The organism is Nocardioides sp. NPDC057772 (assembly GCF_042798075.1).
Taxonomy (GTDB): domain Bacteria; phylum Actinomycetota; class Actinomycetes; order Propionibacteriales; family Nocardioidaceae; genus Nocardioides.
Genome location: NZ_JBHVKN010000004.1, coordinates 53,955 through 71,782, shown reverse-complemented (window position 1 = coordinate 71,782; position 17,828 = coordinate 53,955). Strand labels below are relative to the sequence as shown.

The following is a 17,828-nucleotide window of genomic DNA, read 5'->3' as shown; positions in this document are numbered from 1 at the left end:
CACCCCCCCTCCTGTCACCACCCGGTTTTTTACGTCGGGGGCGGGGGGTTTTGTGGGTTATAAAGGGGTGGGTTAGGGGCGTTTTGTGCGACGTTTTGACCCCCGACTATTGATTCAGGACCGTGTGACCGACGGGGAAGACCTCGTAGCGACCCCGTGTCGCCAGGCCCCACAGACCGCGCGGTGCCAGCAGCACCACGGCGATCGCGACGGCTCCGAGCGCGATGAGGTACCAGGTGCCGTAGGAGTCCAGCAGCTGCTGCAGCGCGAAGAAGATCACCGCGCCCAGGATCGGGCCCTCGATCGTCCCCAGGCCGCCGATCACGACGATGAAGATCATGAAGGCGGTGTACTGCACCGAGAACATCGAGTCCGGTGAGACCCGCAACCCGTTGACCGCGATCAGCGCGCCGGCGAGGCCGGCACCACCGGACGCGGCGACGTAGACCAGCCGCTGCGAGCGCCGCACCGCGACGCCGAGGGACGCGGCCGCCACCGAGTCGTCACGGATCGCGGTCAGGCCGAGCCCGACGCGCGAGCGCATCAGGGCGTACGTCGCGAGCACGACGAGCACGACCAGCACGAGCGCCAGGTAGTAGACGGTCGCGATTCGGGTCACCCGGTCGACGCCCTGGAAGGCGGTCAGCGAGAGCCCGGAGCCGCCACCGAAGCCCGGGAGCTCCTGGGTGACCAGCTTGAACACCTCGGCCACCACCCAGGTGCCGATCGCGAAATAGCCTCCGACCAGGCGGAACAGCAGGAACGAGGTCGGGATGGCGAGCGCCGCGCAGACCACGCCAGCCGCCACCACGGCTACCGGGATCGGCAGCCCGACGACGTCGGCGAGCTTGATCACGCCGTAGCCGCCGGCGCCGATGAACGCCTGCTGCCCGATCGAGACCAGCCCGCCGTAGCCGGCCATCAGGTTCCAGGTCGTGCCGAGGATGATCAGCGCGAAGAGGGTGACCAGGTTCGTCACGTCACCGGGGCTGAACACGAACCAGGGCGCCGCGGCCAGGAACACCACGATCACGGCCAGGACACCGCCGCCGGCCAGCGACGGCCAGCCGCCGCGTACGACCTTCAGGTCTTGTGGGGCGAGGGTTGGGGTGCTCATGCGACGACCGCCTTCGGGAGCAGGCCCTGGGGCCGGAACAGGAGCACGACCAGGAACACCAGGTGGCCGGTGAGGACGCCGTAGGCGGGGTCGATCTGGGCGCCGACGGTCTGCGCGACGCCCAGCACGAGGCCGCCGAGGAGCGTGCCCCACAGCGAGCCGAGTCCACCGATGATGACGGCCTCGAAGGCGAAGATGAGGACCAGATCCCCGTACGTCGGGCTGAACTGCGTCGACATACCGAGGAAGACACCGGCCAGAGCGACGGTGCCGATCGCGATCGCGGTGGCGAGGGCGTACATGTGCCTCTCGTCGATCCCCATGAGCGTCGCCGCCTCGGGGTCGTCCTTGGTCGCACGCATGGCGCGGCCGATGCGGGTGTGGGAGAGGTAGAGCTGCAGGCCGACGATGACGGCGACGGCCACCACGAGGGTGAGCAGGGAGAAGACGCCGAGCCGGAGCTGGCCGAGCTCGATCGAGGACGTGGACAGGTCCCCGATCGAGATCTTGCGGGAGTCGGCGGTGAAGATCTCCTGGAGCAGGTTGGCGCCGATGACGGCCAGGCCGAACGAGACCAGCAGCGGCGACAGCTCGCCGTGGCGCAGCGCCGGATTGAACAGACCGCGCTGGATCGCGTAGCCGACCGCGGCGAGCACCGGGATCACGACGACGAGCGTGAGGAACGACGGCATCCCGGTCTGCTGGACGAGCCAGAGCGCGAGGTAGGCGGCGGCGACCGCGAGCACGCCGTGGGCGAGGTTGACGATCCGCATCACCCCGAAGATGAGGCTCAGACCGCAGGCGAGGAGTGCGTACTGCCCGCCGAGCAGGAGTCCCTGCAGGACCGCGTTGATCCAGTCCATCAGCCGGCCTCCCTTCCGTCGGTGTCGTCGACCCCGAAGTACGCCGCCTGGACCTGCTCGCGGGTCACGTCTGCCGCGGCGCCTTCCAGGACCGTGCGGCCTTCGAGAAGGCACTGCACCCGATCGGCGACGGCGAGTGCCTGGGTGAGGTCCTGCTCGACCACGAGCACGGTCGTCCCCTTCTCGGCGATCGCGGGGAGCGCCTGGTAGATGTCGGCGATCACGACCGGCGCCAGGCCGAGCGAGACCTCGTCGAGCAGGAGCAGCTTCGGGTTGGACATCAGGGCCCGGCCGATGGCGGTGGCCTGCTGCTCACCGCCGGACAGGTGCGCTCCGCGGCGCGTCCGCTTCTCGGCGAGCAGCGGGAAGGCGTCGTAGACGGTCCGCAGATTCCAGGGGCCCGGGCGGCGGCCGTGCGCGCCGACCTTGAGGTTCTCCTCGACGGTGAGCGAGCCGAAGATCCGGCGGCCCTCCGGGGTCAGCGCGATGCCCTCGCGGACCCGTCGGTGGGCTGGGGTGTGGGAGACGTTGTGGCCGTCGAAGCGGATCTGCCCGGCGCTCGGGCGGAGCAGGCCGGCGATGGTCTTCAACAGCGTCGACTTGCCGGCGCCGTTCGCGCCGATCACGGCCAGGGTCTCGCCCTCGGCGACCGTGAGGGTGATGCCGTGCAGCGCACGGAAGTCGCCGTAGCTCACGTCGATCGTGTCGACTTCGAGCAGGGTCATCGGTCTCCCTCGAATGCTGACCGAGGTAACTCGGTGAACGGGTACTGGCTTCGTGGAACTCCGCGAGGGGAGTGGGCGTCGACCGAGTTACCTCGGTGAGCATTACGCGGGCTCACGCGCCCTCCAGATCAGGCGAGCCGAGATAGACGGCAGCGACCGCGTCGGAGGCCATGACCTCACGGGGGTCGCCGGTGGCGACGACGTCGCCCTGGGCCAGGCACATCAACCGGTCCACGACCTGCAGCAACGCGTGCACGATGTGCTCGATCCAGACGACCCCGGTGCCGCCGTCACGGATGGCAGAGATGGTCTCGATCAGCGCCGGCAGCTCGTGCTCGGTGAGACCGCCGGCGATCTCGTCGAGGAGCAGCAGCCGGGGCTGGGTGGCCAGCGCGCGGGCGAGCTCCAGCCGCTTGCGGTCGAGCAGCCGGAGCGAGCCCGCAGGGGTGTTGGCGAGATGGGTGAGCGACGCGGTCTCCAGCGCCCGCCAGGCCTGCTCGTTGGCCTCGCGGCGGCGCGCTCCCGCGCCGAAGGTGGAGCCGACCAGCACGTTCTCGAAGACGGTCAGCCCACCGAAGGGGCGGGGGACCTGGAACGTACGCCCGATCCCGAGAGCCGTACGCCGCGCCGCCGGCATCCGCGTGACGTCGGCCCCGTCGAATCGGATGGTGCCGGCGTCGACCGGGAGAGTGCCGGTCACCAGGTTGAGCAGTGTGGACTTGCCGGCGCCGTTGGGCCCGACGATGCCGAGCGCCTCGCCCGCGGCGACGTGGAAGGAGACCGAGCGGGCCGTGGCGACCTGGCCAAAGGACTTGGCCAGGCCGTCAGCTTGCAACAAGGTCACTTGAGCGCCTCGGGCTCGCCCCCGAGCGGTACGTCGGGAGCCAGCGAGTTCTGCACGACGACCAGCTCGAACGGGTGCTCCCCGCCCTCGACCTGGCGCCACTGGCCACCCGCGAGCGAGGTCTTGGCGACGTAAGGCGGGACGTTCTCGTCCTTGCCCCAGGCGACGTCACCGACGACCGTGGAGACCTCGAGCCCGGAGAGCGCCTTGGTGATCGCGTCGGCGTCGGTCGAGCCGGCCTCGGTCACCGCGGCGGTCGCGACCTCGAAGAGCGCGTGCGCGAAGCCCAGCGGCTGGGTCCACTGCTTGCCGGTCTTCTCCTCGTACGCGTCCGCCAGCTCCTGCGCGGACTGGCCGGTCAGCGAGGACTTGTAGGGCGCGGTCGGGGTCCACCAGACCTCGGTGGAGAGGTTGTGGGCGATGGGGCCCAGCGCCTCGACGCTGCTCGGGAAGAGCAGCGCCTTGCCGATCGTGGCGACCTTCGGGTTGTAGCCCTGCTGCTTCGCCTGCTGCCAGAAGGTGGTGAAGTCCGGCGGGATCGGGACGCCGACGAGCACGTCATGGCCCTTGTAGGCGCTGATCTGGGCAGAGAAGTCCTTGGTGCCGTTGGGGTAGTTGCCCGGGTTGTCGATCTTCACGCCGGACGCCTCGGTGAGCGCCGGGAAGTTGGCGCCCCAGGCCTCGCCGTCGGGGTCCTTCGGGAACAGGCCGCCGGCCTTCTTGTTGTTGGGGACCTTGCTCCAGATGTCCTGGTAGACGGTGGCGACGTCCTCCAGTCCCCAGAAGAAGTGGTAGCTGTACTTCAGCTCGGCCGGCTTGTCGCCGCTGCGGATCGCGAACGGCTGCCACGGGGCGACCGTGGTGATGCACGGGATCGAGTTGGCCTCGCACTGCTCCGAGACCGGGTTGACGATGTCGGGCGTCGAGGAGGCGACGATGATGTCGGCGCCGTCCTTGTTGATCAGGTCGCCGGCCACCGCCCCGGCCTTCGTCGTGTCGCTCTGCGCGTCGCGCACCACGATCTCGACGTCGAGCTCCTTGTCGCCGACCTTGACCGGGTGGTCCTTGAAGTACGTCTCCATCTCGTCGACGACGAAGCTGTTCGCCTCACCGAACGGCGCCGAGGAGCCCGTCTCGGTCGAGACGAACCCGATGGTGAGCGTGTCCTCGCCGCCACCGCCTTCATCGTCGATGCCGCCCGATCCGCAGGCCGTCAGGGTCAGCGCCATCGCTGCGACACCGGCGGCGGCCATGCTCAGGCCGCGTCCGGTGGTGAGTCCGTTGCGCACGTACGTCTCCTTAGAGAGTGTGGGGTGAACGAGAGTGTCGTCCGCCAGCGCCCCTACGGGTGGGAAGCAGGGTCTGGTTGGCGGAAAATCGCATGGAAGACCTATCGGATCTTTGGTGGACTTGTCACCCTTTCGCGCCGAGAAGTCGGGTACGACGGCCGAGAAGTCACTCACGTCGGCCGAGTTGGCACTCGTCTGACCACTCGGCCGACGGGGGTGACGTCTCGGCCGACGGGGGTGACGCCTCGGCCGACGGGGGTGACGTCTCGGCTGGGGTCAGGCGCGGGCGGCGCGGCGTACGTCTCCGGCGGCGACGCCGAAGCGCTTGCGGAAGGCCTGCGAGAAGTGGGAGGCGGAGGTGAAGCCGCACTTCTCGGCGACGTCGACGGTGCGGATACGCGGGTCGGAGCCGGTGGCGAGCATGGCGTAGGCGAGCTCGAGGCGACGCCCGAGGATGTGGCGGGGGACGCTGGTGCCGGCGTCGGCGAAGAGCCGGGACAGATGGCGCTCGGAGATGCCCGCACCCGCGGCGATCGCCGTGGCGGAGAGGGTGGGGTCGGCGAGATGCTCCTCGATGAACGCCTTCGCCGCGGCCCGGTGAGCGGTGGCCAGAGACACCTTGCCCTCGGTGGCGATCACCGAGATCAGGTCGAGGACGGCGCCCTCGTCGGCCGGCACCGGATCGTGGGGCCTGAGCGCACGGCCGACCATCTGCACCAGGGCCCGGCCGTGCGGGTCGTGGTCGCGGCCCACGTCGAGGACGAGCGGCGACGGCATCGACGTCATCCCGGTGCGGGCCGCGAAGGCGTCGACCGGAACCTTGACCGCGAGCTCCTCGAGACCGTGGCCGAAGCCGCGCAGGAAGGGCGCGTCCACGTCGCACACGATGAGCTGGCCGGGGCGGATGACCTTGCGTCGGCCGGCGTACTCCAGGATCGCCTCGCCGCGGAGGCTGGCGTAGACGGCGATCGACCGGGCCGGGATCTCCTTGACCAGGCTGGCCGGACGCTCGACGACGTGGCGGGTCGCCCGGACCCGCGCCAGATGGATCTCGTCGAGCTGCAGGTTGACCTCCTGCGCGTCGAACCCGTGCCCCTCGATGGGCCGGCAGGCGAGCGCGACCAGGGCGCGGGCGTTGTGGCGTTCCCAGGCCTCGACCTGCGCGTCCGCGCTCAGCCGGCTGGTCTCGAAGACTTCTGGGCGGCGAACCCGTGCGACGAGGGGAGATTGCGGCACACAACGACTCTACGGCGTGCCCGTGTCCGGAGGCGATGACTTAGGGAAGACTCACCTTTCTGGAATCGTTCAAGAAAAGGTGGCACAGTGGGTGCCACCACGAAAGACCGACTCTTCAATCTGGGGGACCCACCGAACATGGCCACGAAGACCGACACGAGCAGCGCCACGCACACCTCGCACCCCGCGTTCATCCCGAGCCCGGCGTTCGCGACCCAGATGCAGCGCCTGCTCGTCGATCTGACCGAGCTCAGCCTGCAGGGCAAGCAGCTGCACTGGAACGTCGTGGGCAAGAACTTCCGCGACATGCACCTCGTCCTCGACGAGGTCGTCGACGCCGCCCGTGACTTCACCGACGAGGTCGCCGAGCGGATGCGCGCGCTCTACATCCTCCCCGACGGCCGCACCGGCACCGTCGCCGAGGACACCACCCTCGCGCCGCTCCCGGCGACCGAGGTCGACACCGCGACCGCCGCCGACCTCGCCGCCGCCGCGCTCTACGCCACCTCGAAGACCGCCCGCGAGATCCACGACGACATCGACGCCGAGGACCCGACGACCGCCGACCTGCTCCACGGGATCATCACCCGGGTCGAGCAGCTGGCCTGGTTCATCGACTCCGAGAACCGCGTCGCCAACCAGTCCAAGCCGGCTCAGCTGACGGTCTGATCTTTCCCCGAGGACGGCGTCCCGCGATCCCGCGGGGCGCCGTCCTTCGTCATGTGGCCGCCGACAGCTACCTGGACCCGCGCAACAGCTTGCGCAGATCGGTCCCGGGATCGGCGAGATCGGAAGCCCGTACGTCGACCCCTCGGTCGATCATCCGCCGCGCCGCGCGCACGGCGTTGGGGTCGTCCACCGAGACCGCGCCGATGACGCGCTCACCGCGGAGAGTGAACACGGAGAAGGGCGGCTCGCCGACCGCGCCGCGTACGACTGTCTGGTGGTCTGCGTCGGGCGAGCGCATCTTGCCGACGACCTCGACATGCAGGCCGTAGCGATCAGTCCAGAACCAGCGGGCGGTCTCCGCCGGAGGGTCGATGCCGAGGATCGTCCTCGCCGCCCGCTGGCCGTCGTGCACCGCCGCCTCCCAGTGCTCCGCGCGGCGGTGGCCGCGGCGGCGGGCGCAATCGCCGACGGCGAGGACGTTCGGGTGGGTCGTGACCTGATGGTCGTCGACGACGACGCCGTTGTCGACCTCCAGACCGGCTGCCTTCGCCAGGGCGGTGTCCGGAACCATCCCCACGGCGAGAAGCACGGCGTCGAACGTACGCGGCTCGGTCTGGCCCGCGATGTGTGCGACGACTCCGGCACGCGTCGACTCGAGCTTCTCGACGGTGGCGGTCACCGTCTCCACGCCGTGGACCGCGTGCAAGGAGTGCAGCCAGGCAGCGACCTGAGCACCGACCGCGGCCGCGATCGGCGGGTCGACCGGATCGACGAGCACGACCTCGCTGCCCAGCTTCCGTGCCGTCGAGGCGACCTCGGCTCCGATCAGCCCCGCACCGACCACCAGCAGCCGGGCGCCCGGGAGCAGCACGTGCCGCAGCGCATCGGCGTCCTCGACACTTCGCAGCGTGTGGACCCCCGTGGCCGAACGCGGGATCCCTTCGCCCGCTGGACTGTCGAGCGGCTCCCGAACGACACGTTCGATGCTCGGCCACAGCGAGTGTCCACCCGTCGCCAGCACGATCCTGTCGGCGGAGAGCTCCCGGCCGTCAGAGATCGCGACCGTGCCGGCATCCGGATCCAGCGCCACCACCGACGCAGCCGTGACCAGGTCGATCCGCTGCTCGGCGTACCACTCCGGGGCCTGCAGAGCGATCGACTCGAGGTCCTTCGCGCCGGAGAGGTAGTCCTTGGACAGGGGCGGGCGGTCGTACGGGAACGGGTCGACGGTGAGGAGCGTCAGCTCACCGGCGTACCCGTTCTTCCGCAGTTCCGCGACGGTCGAGACACCAGCGATCCCACCGCCGACGACGACGACGGACGAGACCGTCACGGCCTCTCGCCGGGGAAGAGGTAGATCTCCCCGTCACGCACCTCGACGCGGTGCGGCACGGTATCGACCGTGGCCGGGAGGCCGTCGACCTTGCCGGTCTTGAGGTTGAACCGCGAGGAGTGCAGCGGGCACTCGACGTCGCCGTCCTCGACCCAGCCCTCGGCCAGGGATGCGGTCTCGTGGGTGCAGGTGTCGTTGAGGGCCCAGCAGGTGCCGTCGTCGTCACGGAGGATGGCGATGTCGTCCTCGGTGCCGGTGATCTTCGAGGAGATCGCGATGCCCTCGCCCTCCGGGATGTCGTCGAGGGAGGCGACGCGGATGCCTGAGCTGTTTCCGCCGTTTCCACTGTTTCCGGTCATGCCCCCATCTTCCAACGTGGACCACGAAGAACCGGCCACCTCCCCCGGGGTGGCCGGTTCTCGCGTCGGGACCGAGGGTCAGTCCGGGCAGGTGTTGCGGTAGTCGGACAGGTAGATCGAGGACGGCGCCGGGCAGAGGAACTGCGAGTAGCGGGTGTCGTCGTCGACGTACCTCTTCAACCAGGTGACGAACAGGCGCCCTTGCCAGTCGTCGTCGGTGTTGGCGATGAAGTGGTCACCGTTGTTGATCTCGCCGTACGCCTTCTCCCGCGCCCCGGTCATCGAGGTGTAGAACGGGATGGAGTGCGAGGCGACAGGCGCGACCGAGTCGTTCTCCGCGCCGATGATCATGGTCGGGATCTGGATGCCGGGCCAGGTCTTGTCGGTGTGCCAGGGCTGCAGCGCGACCGCGGCCTTGATGGTGGAGTCCTGGTTGGCCGCCGCGAGGGTGCCGCCGCCGCCCATCGAGTGGCCGGAGACGGCGATCCGCGACTCGTCGAGACGGGATGCGACCGCGGAGGACGCGCTCGTCTTCAGGTAGCGCACCGCGGCGAGGATCTGCGACCCACGACTGTCGGGCTGGTCGTACCGGGAGTTCGTGTCGATCGCGAAGACCACGAACCCGTGCGAGGCGACCCGGCGCGCGACCGCGGAGTAGGACGACGAGGAGGCCGTGTAGCCGGGGGCCAGGACGACACCGCCGAACGTCCCCTGGGTCGTCGACGTCGGGTAGTAGATCGTCCCGCCGCCGAATCCGGTCACCAGCGAGGAGACCGAGGTCGAGGAGAGGGAGAACGTGCCGTTGTCCAGGACGCTGGCGGACGTCGGGTCCGGCCCGCGCTCGTAGGGGCTCTCCGCATCGGCCGGCGCGACCAGACCGAAGAGGGGGAGCGTGACGGCCGCGGCGACCGCGGCGATTCGGAGAGAGAGTGATCTGAGCACCGAGCATGCTCCTTCGTCCATCCGGCCCCGGTCCGTCCGGGGTTCCGGTTGCTACTCGAAGGTAGGGGCGTGGGCGGGCGCCGGGCACCGGCGCGGAGGCAGAACCTGTTTGTGCGGCTGTCACAAAACAGAAACAAGCGGCGTACGCAGGTGGGGCTGCGTACGCCGCCGGTTTCTGTGCGGGGTGTGGCGTCAGCAGTGCTGATCGATTCGAGCTCCGCTTCAGCAGTACAGATTCCCGCCCGGGTCCACCCCGAGCAGCGAGGTGACCTCGCGGTAGTTGTCGACGCGGCTCTGCACCTGGGCCGGGTTGCCGCCGTTGCACTCGATGGCGCCGTTGATGGCCCGGATGGTCTCGCCGAAGCCGGCGCCGTTGACCATCGCCGCGTGCGCGGTCATGGTGCCCGGGCCGTTCTGGGTGTTCCAGTACCAGAGCCCGGTCTTCCAGGCGACCGCCGGATCGGTGGCGACCAGGTTCGGGTTGTTCAGCAGGTCGATCCCGAGCGCGTCCCCGGCGGCCTTGTAGTTGAAGTTCCAGCTCAGCTGAACCGGCCCGCGACCGTAGTACTGGTCGTTGCCGGCCGGACAACCGTAGGGCTGGGACGTGTCGCAGTAGTGCGGGTAGTTGGCCTGGTTCTGCTCCACGACGTAGCGCAGGTCACCGGTCTCGTGGGCGACGTTGGCGATGAACGCGGCGGCCTCGCGCTTCTGGGTCGCCTCGTCCCCAGCATTGGTGAACTCCGGATAGGCGCTCAAGGCCTCGACGAGCCCGGCGTACGTGTAGAAGGGGTTGCGGTTGGGGAAGAGCTGGTTGAACTGCGACTCGCTGACCGGGAACTCCCCGGCCACCGGCGCCGGCGACTCCGGTTCGGTGGCGGTGCCGCCGATGTTCACGTCGATGCAGGCGTAGAACGCGTTCGCGGTGTCGGCGACGTTCCAGACCGCGAGCACCTTCTGCCGGCCGGTGAAGGAGCCGAAGTCGACCTGGTGGTCGACGGTGGCCGGCGGCTGCGCGCCGCCGTCGTCGAACTCGGCGATCTTGGTGCCACCGATGAAGTACTGCCAGGTGCTGGTGCGGTGCCGGGCGCTCAGCGACCAGCTGAAGGTCTGGCTACGACCCACGGGCGTGGCCTGCCAGCTCTTCGAGTCGTCGTCGAGCTCGGCGAATCGGGCGTTGCCGCCGGAGCAGCTGGTCAGGCCCTTCGGACCCTCGACGCTCTGCGGTTCGTACTTGATCTCCCCGCACTCCACGGTGCCAGCAGCACACTGCGCCTGCCGGCTCGGGGGGTTCGAGATGTAGCCGTGCGCACTTGCGGGGCTCGTCGGCACCATGGCCAGGACGGGCGCCAGCAAGATCCCGCCGAGAACGGCGATCTTCGTTGTAGTACGCATTCCAAGCTCCTTGAGGGGGTTGAGATGGATGGCGATCGAAACCCCTACTGTAAGGTTCCTTTACAGTTACCGTCCAGCCCCCATGCGGACAATCACCGGCGCGACGCCCGGAATTGTTAGGTTGGTTTTCCGTACACCACCCTCCCCCTCGAAAGGAGCGCCGCCGATGTCGAGAGCACCCAAGACACACCTGATCCGCGACACCAACGACCGCGCGGCGCTCGACCTGATGCTCTCCGACGGGCCGGTGACGAAGACCCGGCTCGGCGAGCTCGTCGGGCTCTCGAAAGTGACCGCCGGACAGCTGCTGACCCGGCTCGGCGATCGTGGTCTCGTCGAGGTCGTCGGCACCCAGCAGGGCGGCCGCGGCCCCAACGCCGCGCTCTACGGAGTGGTCCCGTCGGCCGGCTACGTCGCAGCCCTTCACATCGGACCCGACCAGATCACCGCGTCGGTCGCCGATATCACCGGCACCGAGCTGGCCACCGGCGAGCTCGACCCTCACGAGGCCTCCGACCCGGTCGAGGCGGTGCGGGCCACCGTCGCCAACGCCACCAAGCGCGCCGGCATCACCATGGAGCAGCTCCGCTGCCTCTCGATCGGCACCCCCGGCATGATCGACCCCCGCACCGGCGACATCCGCTTCGCCAACGACCTCCCCGATTGGCGCGCAGGCGTGCTCGCGGATCTCCGCCGCAGCTTCCAGCGGCCGATACTGATCGAGAACGACGTCAACCTGGCCGGACTCGCCGAGCAGTCGGCCGGCGCCTCCCACGGTGTGAAGGACTCGGTGCTCGCCTGGATCGACCGGGGCCTGGGCCTCGCGGTGATCGTCGACGGCCGTCTTCACCGCGGCGCCGGCGGCGGAGCCGGCGAGATCGGTTATCTGGCGGTACCCGGCGCCTCCACACCCCACGGCACCGACAGTCCTCAGCACGCCGCCTTCCAGTCACTGGTGAGCGTCGAGGCCATGGACACTCTCGCCCGCGCGTTCGGGTTGCGCGGCGACGGCGTGGAGTGCGTACGGTCCGCGGTCGGGGGTGACCCCGATGCCGAGCCGTTGCTCGACGAGCTCGCCCGCAGGCTCGCCCTCGGACTGGCCGGCATCTGCGTGGTGCTCGACCCCGAGCTGTGCGTGCTCGCCGGCGAGGTCGGCCGCGCCGGCGGCGAGGTCTTGGCCGCGCGGGTGCAGAAGGCGATCGCCTCCCTCGGCCCCAACGTCCCCACGGTCGTCCCGACCGCGATCTCCGGCGACCCGGTGCTTCGCGGCGCCCTGCAGATGGGTCTCGACACGGCCCGCGACGAGGTCTTCTCCAGCCAGGGCTGACCCCGACGAGCTTGCTTCAGCGATCAGGGGAACGCCCGATGTCATATGTACCTCGGCTACATATCGTCGAGGTGTGACCACAGAGATACGCCAGCGGCGACCGCGCATCAGCCTCTTCTGCTTCCGAGCAGTCGCGGTGCTGATCGCGCTCTTCGCGATCGGCCAACCGATCTTCATCGGCTCCTACTTCTCCGGCACCTTCGAGGCCCTGGGGTTGCACTCGGCCGGCGCGGCGGCGCTGCAGGCGCTCGGCCTGCTGCTGCCGATCGCCGCGGGTGCAGTGGTCGCGATGCGCGGCCGCTGGTGGTTCCTGATCTGGTCGGTCGCCCTCTTCTTCCTCATCCACGTGCAGGCGGTCCTCGGCTACACCCGGGTCCTCCAGTGGCACGTCCCGGTCGGCGTACTCACTGTCGGGATCGCGGTGGCCGTCGCCATCGCCTCGCTGCGCCGCGGCGCCGGCAGCCCGCGGGAGGCCCGGCGATGAAGCTCGGCCGACGCACCCTCCTCGGCGCCGGCCTGGCCGCTCCGGTCGCCGGATCGCTGGTCTCCTGCGGCGACGCACCCGGACAGACCGGACGCATCCTGCGCAGCGCGGCACGGCTGCCGAAGGCGTACGCGACGCCGTTGCCGTTGCCGCCCGTCAAGCGCCCTGCCGGTGGCCTGATCTCGCTCGAGCAGCGCAGTGCCTCGGTGGAGATCCTGCCCGGGCTGCGGACCGAGATGATGACGTACGACGGGGTCTTCCCCGGGCCGACGCTGGAGACCCGCCGCGGCGAGACCGTGACCGTACGCCACACCAACTCCCTCACGCTGCCGACCGCGACGCATCTCCACGGCGGGCACACCCCGGCGGAGAGCGACGGCTGGCCGACTGATCTGCTGGTGCCGCCCGGCTTCGAGGCTCCTGCTCATCATGCCGGACACGAGAGCGGGCACGGAGGCGGGCACGGGAGTGGCCATGGCGGCGGGCACGAGGCCATGGCCGACCCGGAGGCGCAGGTCAGGACGGGAAAGCGGGACTACCGCTATCCGCTCGACCAGCCCGCCACGACGCTCTGGTACCACGACCACCGGATGGACTTCACCGCCCCGCAGGTGTGGCGCGGACTGGCCGGGTTCCACATCGTCCGCGACGACGAGGAGGACGCGCTCTCGCTGCCGCGCGGCGAGCGGGAGCTGCCGCTGATGATCGCCGACCGGGCCTTCGATGAGGACGGTGCGCTGCGCTACCCCGCGCTCGACCCGGAGCTGCTCGGTGAGCCCGGCGTCGAGGACCGCTACATGGCCGGCGTGCTCGGTGACGTCATCCTCGTCAACGGCGCCCCGTGGCCGGAGGCGGAGGTCGAGGCGGCGCAGTATCGGCTGCGCCTGCTCAACGCCTCCAACGCGCGTCGCTACGCGCTGACCCTGCGCACCGACTCCGGCACGCCTGTGAGGTTCACGCAGATCGGCTCCGACGGCGGGCTCCTCGCCGCCCCCGTCGAGCACGACCAGATCACGATGGCCTCGGGCGAGCGGTTCGACGTCGTCGTCGACTTCCGTTCGCTGGCACCTGGGACGACCGTCGAGCTGCGCAACGGTCTCGGCACCGGCCGGACCGCTCAGGTGATGCGGTTTCGGATCGCCCGCCGCGCGGCCGACGACGTCCGGATCCCGAAGAGGCTCGCCGACGTACCCGAGCCCGAGACGCCCGACGGCGCTGTCGTCCGCAAGTGGCACTTCCGCCAGGCGCGCGTGCACGGTCGCCGCGGCTGGGGGATCAACGGCAAGCCCTTCGACCCGGCCGTCCCTCAGGCCCAGGTGCCGCTGGGCTCCACCGAGATCTGGGAGTTCTACACCGACGCCCACCACCCGGTCCACGTCCACCTCTCGCCCTTCCAGGTCCTGCGCCGTGGCAACCACGGCCCAGGCCCGATGGATCACGGCTGGAAGGACACCGTCGACGTACGTCCCTACGAGGCCGTCCGGGTCCGGGTCAGGTTCGAGAAGTACGCCGGCCGGTTCCTGATCCACTGCCACAACCTGGAGCACGAGGACATGGCGATGATGGCCGGCTTCGAGACGGTGTGACCCGCTGGCTAGAGGCGAGTGGCCAGGAACAGCGCGGCGAGGGCGACCAGGACCAGGACACCGTTGAGCCACAGGTCCCGGCGCTCTCCGCGCGTGAGATGGAAGATCGCGGCGAGCACCTGCACCACGGCCAGCCCTCCCGCCGCCCAGATCGCGAGGGCGGGGGCGATGCCGGTCAGGGGCGGGAGGACGAGCCCGAGCGCGCCGGCCACCTCGACCGCCCCGATCGCCCGGACTCCCGACATCGGGATGGCAGTGCCCGCCCACGCCATCATCGGCGCCAGCTGCTCCTGGCCCCGAAGAATCTTGATCCCGCCCGAGTAGAGGTAGAACACCGCGAGCAACCCCGCGACGATCCAGTACGCGACCACCATGCGAACTCCTTGGTTACGATGAGTAACTGACCGATCGAGAACCCAGCATGGACGGGTTCCGGGAGGCGTACAAAAGGCACATCGGTGTGCCTGAGGGCGATGGGAGCGGCTCTTGTCGGACTACGAGAAGGTCTGTCTGATCAGGGGCGACGGCGGGAGCGCGATCCGCGGCATCCTCGACCGCATCGGCGACAAGTGGAGCCTGCTGGTGATCGCCACGCTGGACGGTGGTCGGCTGCGGTTCGGCGACCTGAAGCAGCGCGTCCCGGGCATCTCGCAGCGCATGCTCACGCTCACCCTGCGCCATCTGGAGCGCGACGGGCTGGTGAGCCGCACGAGCTACCCCGAGGTGCCACCGCGGGTGGAGTACGAGCTGACCGGCATGGGCAGGACGCTCGTCGGCCCCGCGGTCTCCTTGGCCGAGTGGGCGATCCGACACAACCCGCTCATCGACGAGAACCGACGCGCCTACGACGCCCGCCAGAGCTGACTACACCTCGAGCCGCTTCTCCATGTCGTCGAGGATCGACTCGACCCTCGCGTACGTGTGCGAGCTGTAGGCCCCGATGCTGCGCTCGGCCGCGAGCGCCTCGCGCATCGCGTCGAGGTAGCGCGTCTGCAGGATCAGGGTCTGCTCCCTCACCGCGGGCCGCACTCGCGGTGCCTCCTGCACGCCCGCGAGGACCCGCGGGAGGATCCGGTCCTTGAGCTTCGTCACCAGCTGCGGATCGATCGGCTCACCGTCGATGGTCTGCGACTCGAGCGGTCCGAGGGTGTCGACGGCGGTCTCACCGACCTGGCGCAACAGGGCACGGAAGGCGTCGTGCCTGTCCTTGGCGCTCTCCGGCGAGAAACGCAACCGGCGGATCAGGGCCGGAAGGGTGAGGCCGAAGAGCACCAGGGTGATGAGGGCGACCAGGAAGGCGGCGAGCACGACGGTCGCCCGGTGGGAGGTGCCTGCCGGGATGGTCTGGGCGGCGGCGACCGTGACGACGCCGCGCATACCCGCCCAGCCGATCGTCAGGAAGCCGCGCCTCGTGATCGGCTCGCGCTCCTCGAAGTCGATGTCCGCGCGGCCCCGTGCCAACCGCCGCCTGGCCGCGGTGATCCGCGCGTCCTCCCGGTCGTCGGCGGGGGTCAGCGAGTCGAGCTTCTCCTCGAACTGGTCCAGGCGGCTGCGTACCTGTTCCTTGCTCTGCTCGCGGTCCCGGAGCGCAGGCCCGGCGAGGCCGGCGAACCGGAGCACGACCAGCAGGCCGACGACGACGAGGACGAGCCCGGCCATCTCGCCGGGCGTGGTCTCGCCCTGCGCGGCGTCGACGAAGTCGGGCAGCTGATAGCCCATCGCGAGGAAGACGCCGCTCTCCAGGATGAAGTTGAACGTGGTCCAGGTGGTGGCCTGGGTCTGCCGGTCGCGGGCGCTGAACCGGCGGCTGCCGAGTCCCCCGGTCACCAGCCCGGCGACGACGACGGCGAGCACGCCGGACGCGTCCAGCTCCTCGGCCGGGAAGTAAGCGATGAACGGCACCGCGAACGAGATCGTGGTGTTGAGCACCGGGTCGTCCAAGCGCTGGCGGAGCAACACCGTCAGCCAGCCGACGAGACCGCCGATCACGAGCGCGCCGATCACCGCCCACCCGAACTCCAGCACCGTACGTCCCAGGGAGAACGAGCTGGCCGCCGCGATCCCCGCGACGGCCGTGCGGAGCACGACAAGGGCCGACGCGTCGTTGACCAGACTCTCCCCCTCCAGCACCGTCATCACCCGCGGCGGCAGCCCGACCCGGCGCCCGATCGCCGTCGCCGCCACCGCGTCGGTGGGGCTGACGACCGCCCCGAGCGCGACCGCGAGCGGGAACGAGATGTCCGGGAACAGCCAGTGCACCACCGCCCCGATGACGAGCGCCGAGACGATCACCATCACGACCGAGAGCCAGCTGATCAGCCGGAAGTTCCGCCGGAAGTCGATCACCGGCAGGTTGACCGCGGAGGAGTAGAGCAACGGCGGCAGTACGCCGGCCAGGATCAGCTCCGGGTCGAGCTCGATCTCCGGTGCACCCGGCAGATAGCTCGCCCCGATCCCGAGCCCCACCAGCAGCAGCGGCGCCGCCACCCCCGTACGCCGCGCGAACACCGACGCCGCGATCATGATCGTCAGCGCCGCCCCGGCGATCAGCAACACGTGTTGGTCCACGTTCGGGAGTCTAGGTTCGCGAGCGATGACTCGACCGGAGGTCGCGGCTTCGTTAACAACGACGTTGAACTTCGTGGGCACGGCCGTGCGAGGTTCTCTGTAGTTCGATCATGGTCATCAACGAACTTCGGCGAACCGGCTCCAGACGTCGGCCGACGCTTGCAAGAACTCGCAGTGCGTAAAAGATGAACACGCATTCCACAAACCCCTGGGGGTTTACCTTGAGATAGTCCTGACGCCCCCAGACAGGCGGGGCATCAAAACGGATCGTCGCTCGGGGTCGGTTCGATCCACTGGGACTCCTCCTCCAGTGATTGGGGGACGATTTCCGCTGGGCAGACCTGGAGCTGGCGGGAGTCGCCGAATGTGGACATCCCCTCAGCACGTCCCTGCGTGCAGGGCGTGATGCGCGCCGGGGACCGGAATTACTACACTCACAACAGCTGCAGCTGAGGAACGAAGCACTGCTGCTGCAGAGTCGGAGACATTGATGATCATCGAGCCATTCTTCCGCTCGCTACCGCTCGCGTTGCCGACCATCATCGGCGCGGGCGTGCTTGCCGTCCTGGGAGCACCATGGTGGGCAAGGTGGTTGCAGGTGCCGCGCACGATCGCGGTCTTGTTCGTTGCGGTGTGCGGTGCCTACCTGGGCGTGACCGCAACGCCGAACGAAGCCGGATTGTGGGGGGCTGCGGGCGCGTCTCGTGGGCTCAACCTCGAAATCCAGCTCCCGCCACTGGGGAACCTCTTGATAATCAGTTCAGACTCACTCAATGTCCTAGCTGGGGCGAGTCTGGGAGCGGTGTCAGTGCTGATGTGGTGTGCCGGCCGCCGAGGGGTCGCTGTCGCCACCGCGGTGGGGCTGCCTCTACTGGTGGAGCTGGTTCAGATGCTCTTTCCAGCGATGGGACGGATCGGGTTCCTGCTGAGTGATGTCGTCGTGAATTGGATAGGAGCCGCTCTCGGGGCCGGTATCGGCGCCGCTCTCGCTGTGGTGATCGGCGCGGCAACCTCGGCCAAAGCGGTTCCCGAGTAACCCAGCCCGCACAAGCGCTACAACAGCCCCTGAGCGTGTACGTCGAGACGGTCTCAGG

The 17,828-nt window shown here is 69.4% G+C and carries 18 protein-coding genes; 6 read left to right on the top strand and 12 right to left on the bottom strand.

Going from position 1 to position 17,828, the window contains the following annotated elements; translation table 11 throughout:
- Nucleotides 1-106: 106 nt before the first annotated feature.
- The 6 genes from ACFVJS_RS01795 to ACFVJS_RS01770 form a co-directional block, all read right to left on the bottom strand.
- Nucleotides 107-1,117: a branched-chain amino acid ABC transporter permease gene (locus ACFVJS_RS01795; RefSeq protein WP_378876849.1), complete on the bottom strand. Its 1,011-nt coding sequence runs from the start codon at nt 1,115-1,117 to the stop codon at nt 107-109.
- A complete protein-coding gene (locus tag ACFVJS_RS01790; protein WP_378876847.1) occupies nt 1,114-1,980 on the bottom strand; it encodes a branched-chain amino acid ABC transporter permease in 867 nt (288 codons plus the stop codon). The genes ACFVJS_RS01795 and ACFVJS_RS01790 overlap by 4 nt, the downstream gene beginning before the upstream one ends.
- Nucleotides 1,980-2,705, bottom strand: coding sequence for an ABC transporter ATP-binding protein (locus tag ACFVJS_RS01785; protein WP_378876845.1), 726 nt, complete (start codon nt 2,703-2,705; stop codon nt 1,980-1,982). Before ACFVJS_RS01785 ends, ACFVJS_RS01790 begins: the two co-directional genes overlap by 1 nt.
- Nucleotides 2,706-2,817: 112 nt before the next feature.
- The gene (locus ACFVJS_RS01780; protein WP_378876843.1) at nt 2,818-3,549 is read right to left on the bottom strand and encodes an ABC transporter ATP-binding protein; all 732 of its coding nucleotides are present in this window, start codon (nt 3,547-3,549) and stop codon (nt 2,818-2,820) included.
- Nucleotides 3,546-4,838, bottom strand: coding sequence for an ABC transporter substrate-binding protein (locus ACFVJS_RS01775; protein ID WP_378876840.1), 1,293 nt, complete (start codon nt 4,836-4,838; stop codon nt 3,546-3,548). Before ACFVJS_RS01775 ends, ACFVJS_RS01780 begins: the two co-directional genes overlap by 4 nt.
- Before the next feature lie 276 nt (nt 4,839-5,114).
- Nucleotides 5,115-6,074, bottom strand: coding sequence for a helix-turn-helix domain-containing protein (locus ACFVJS_RS01770; protein WP_378876838.1), 960 nt, complete (start codon nt 6,072-6,074; stop codon nt 5,115-5,117).
- A 138-nt stretch (nt 6,075-6,212) separates the two neighbouring features.
- On the opposite strand from ACFVJS_RS01770, the gene ACFVJS_RS01765 reads away from it, so the two are divergent.
- Entirely contained in the window at nt 6,213-6,743 is a 531-nt protein-coding gene (locus ACFVJS_RS01765; RefSeq protein ID WP_378876836.1) for a Dps family protein, read from the top strand.
- A 67-nt stretch (nt 6,744-6,810) separates the two neighbouring features.
- Here the strand turns inward: ACFVJS_RS01765 and ACFVJS_RS01760 are convergent, their stop codons facing one another.
- From ACFVJS_RS01760 to ACFVJS_RS01745, 4 genes are all read right to left on the bottom strand, one after another.
- Complete coding sequence (locus tag ACFVJS_RS01760) at nt 6,811-8,076, bottom strand: NAD(P)/FAD-dependent oxidoreductase (RefSeq protein WP_378876834.1); 1,266 nt, start codon at nt 8,074-8,076, stop codon at nt 6,811-6,813.
- Complete coding sequence (locus tag ACFVJS_RS01755) at nt 8,073-8,435, bottom strand: non-heme iron oxygenase ferredoxin subunit (RefSeq protein ID WP_165110160.1); 363 nt, start codon at nt 8,433-8,435, stop codon at nt 8,073-8,075. The genes ACFVJS_RS01760 and ACFVJS_RS01755 overlap by 4 nt, the downstream gene beginning before the upstream one ends.
- 78 nt (nt 8,436-8,513) lie before the next feature.
- The gene (locus ACFVJS_RS01750; RefSeq protein ID WP_378876832.1) at nt 8,514-9,377 is read right to left on the bottom strand and encodes an alpha/beta hydrolase family protein; all 864 of its coding nucleotides are present in this window, start codon (nt 9,375-9,377) and stop codon (nt 8,514-8,516) included.
- 222 nt (nt 9,378-9,599) lie between these two features.
- Nucleotides 9,600-10,769, bottom strand: a complete 1,170-nt coding sequence (locus ACFVJS_RS01745; RefSeq protein WP_378876830.1) for a glycoside hydrolase family 19 protein — start codon at nt 10,767-10,769, stop codon at nt 9,600-9,602.
- A 166-nt stretch (nt 10,770-10,935) separates the two neighbouring features.
- On the opposite strand from ACFVJS_RS01745, the gene ACFVJS_RS01740 reads away from it, so the two are divergent.
- The 3 genes from ACFVJS_RS01740 to ACFVJS_RS01730 all read left to right on the top strand — a co-directional run bounded on the left by ACFVJS_RS01740 (nt 10,936) and on the right by ACFVJS_RS01730 (nt 14,166).
- Nucleotides 10,936-12,096, top strand: coding sequence for an ROK family protein (locus ACFVJS_RS01740; RefSeq protein ID WP_378876828.1), 1,161 nt, complete (start codon nt 10,936-10,938; stop codon nt 12,094-12,096).
- Nucleotides 12,097-12,169: 73 nt separating this feature from the next.
- A complete protein-coding gene (locus ACFVJS_RS01735) occupies nt 12,170-12,580 on the top strand; it encodes a hypothetical protein (protein ID WP_378876826.1) in 411 nt (136 codons plus the stop codon).
- A complete protein-coding gene (locus tag ACFVJS_RS01730; protein WP_378876824.1) occupies nt 12,577-14,166 on the top strand; it encodes a multicopper oxidase family protein in 1,590 nt (529 codons plus the stop codon). The genes ACFVJS_RS01735 and ACFVJS_RS01730 overlap by 4 nt, the downstream gene beginning before the upstream one ends.
- Before the next feature lie 8 nt (nt 14,167-14,174).
- Here ACFVJS_RS01730 and ACFVJS_RS01725 read toward each other — a convergent pair whose 3' ends face one another.
- Nucleotides 14,175-14,540, bottom strand: coding sequence for a DoxX family protein (locus ACFVJS_RS01725; protein ID WP_378876822.1), 366 nt, complete (start codon nt 14,538-14,540; stop codon nt 14,175-14,177).
- A 112-nt stretch (nt 14,541-14,652) separates the two neighbouring features.
- Here ACFVJS_RS01725 and ACFVJS_RS01720 point away from each other — a divergent pair, with 112 nt between their 5' ends.
- Nucleotides 14,653-15,030, top strand: coding sequence for a winged helix-turn-helix transcriptional regulator (locus ACFVJS_RS01720; RefSeq protein ID WP_378876820.1), 378 nt, complete (start codon nt 14,653-14,655; stop codon nt 15,028-15,030).
- Here the strand turns inward: ACFVJS_RS01720 and ACFVJS_RS01715 are convergent, their stop codons facing one another.
- Nucleotides 15,031-16,734, bottom strand: a complete 1,704-nt coding sequence (locus ACFVJS_RS01715) for a cation:proton antiporter (RefSeq protein ID WP_378876817.1) — start codon at nt 16,732-16,734, stop codon at nt 15,031-15,033.
- A gap of 490 nt (nt 16,735-17,224) precedes the next feature.
- On the opposite strand from ACFVJS_RS01715, the gene ACFVJS_RS01710 reads away from it, so the two are divergent.
- A complete protein-coding gene (locus ACFVJS_RS01710) occupies nt 17,225-17,770 on the top strand; it encodes a VanZ family protein (protein WP_378876815.1) in 546 nt (181 codons plus the stop codon).
- Nucleotides 17,771-17,828: the final 58 nt, after the last annotated feature.

Bases quoted from the DNA above. Each gene is read 5' to 3' on its own strand.
- ACFVJS_RS01795 (WP_378876849.1), bottom strand. From the start codon at position 1,117: ATGAGCACCCCAACCCTCGCCCCACAAGACCTGAAGGTCGTACGCGGC.
- ACFVJS_RS01790 (WP_378876847.1), bottom strand. From the start codon at position 1,980: ATGGACTGGATCAACGCGGTCCTGCAGGGACTCCTGCTCGGCGGGCAG.
- ACFVJS_RS01785 (WP_378876845.1), bottom strand. From the start codon at position 2,705: ATGACCCTGCTCGAAGTCGACACGATCGACGTGAGCTACGGCGACTTC.
- ACFVJS_RS01765 (WP_378876836.1), top strand. From the start codon at position 6,213: ATGGCCACGAAGACCGACACGAGCAGCGCCACGCACACCTCGCACCCC.
- ACFVJS_RS01755 (WP_165110160.1), bottom strand. From the start codon at position 8,435: ATGACCGGAAACAGTGGAAACGGCGGAAACAGCTCAGGCATCCGCGTC.
- ACFVJS_RS01745 (WP_378876830.1), bottom strand. From the start codon at position 10,769: ATGCGTACTACAACGAAGATCGCCGTTCTCGGCGGGATCTTGCTGGCG.
- ACFVJS_RS01740 (WP_378876828.1), top strand. From the start codon at position 10,936: ATGTCGAGAGCACCCAAGACACACCTGATCCGCGACACCAACGACCGC.
- ACFVJS_RS01730 (WP_378876824.1), top strand. From the start codon at position 12,577: ATGAAGCTCGGCCGACGCACCCTCCTCGGCGCCGGCCTGGCCGCTCCG.
- ACFVJS_RS01725 (WP_378876822.1), bottom strand. From the start codon at position 14,540: ATGGTGGTCGCGTACTGGATCGTCGCGGGGTTGCTCGCGGTGTTCTAC.
- ACFVJS_RS01710 (WP_378876815.1), top strand. From the start codon at position 17,225: ATGATCATCGAGCCATTCTTCCGCTCGCTACCGCTCGCGTTGCCGACC.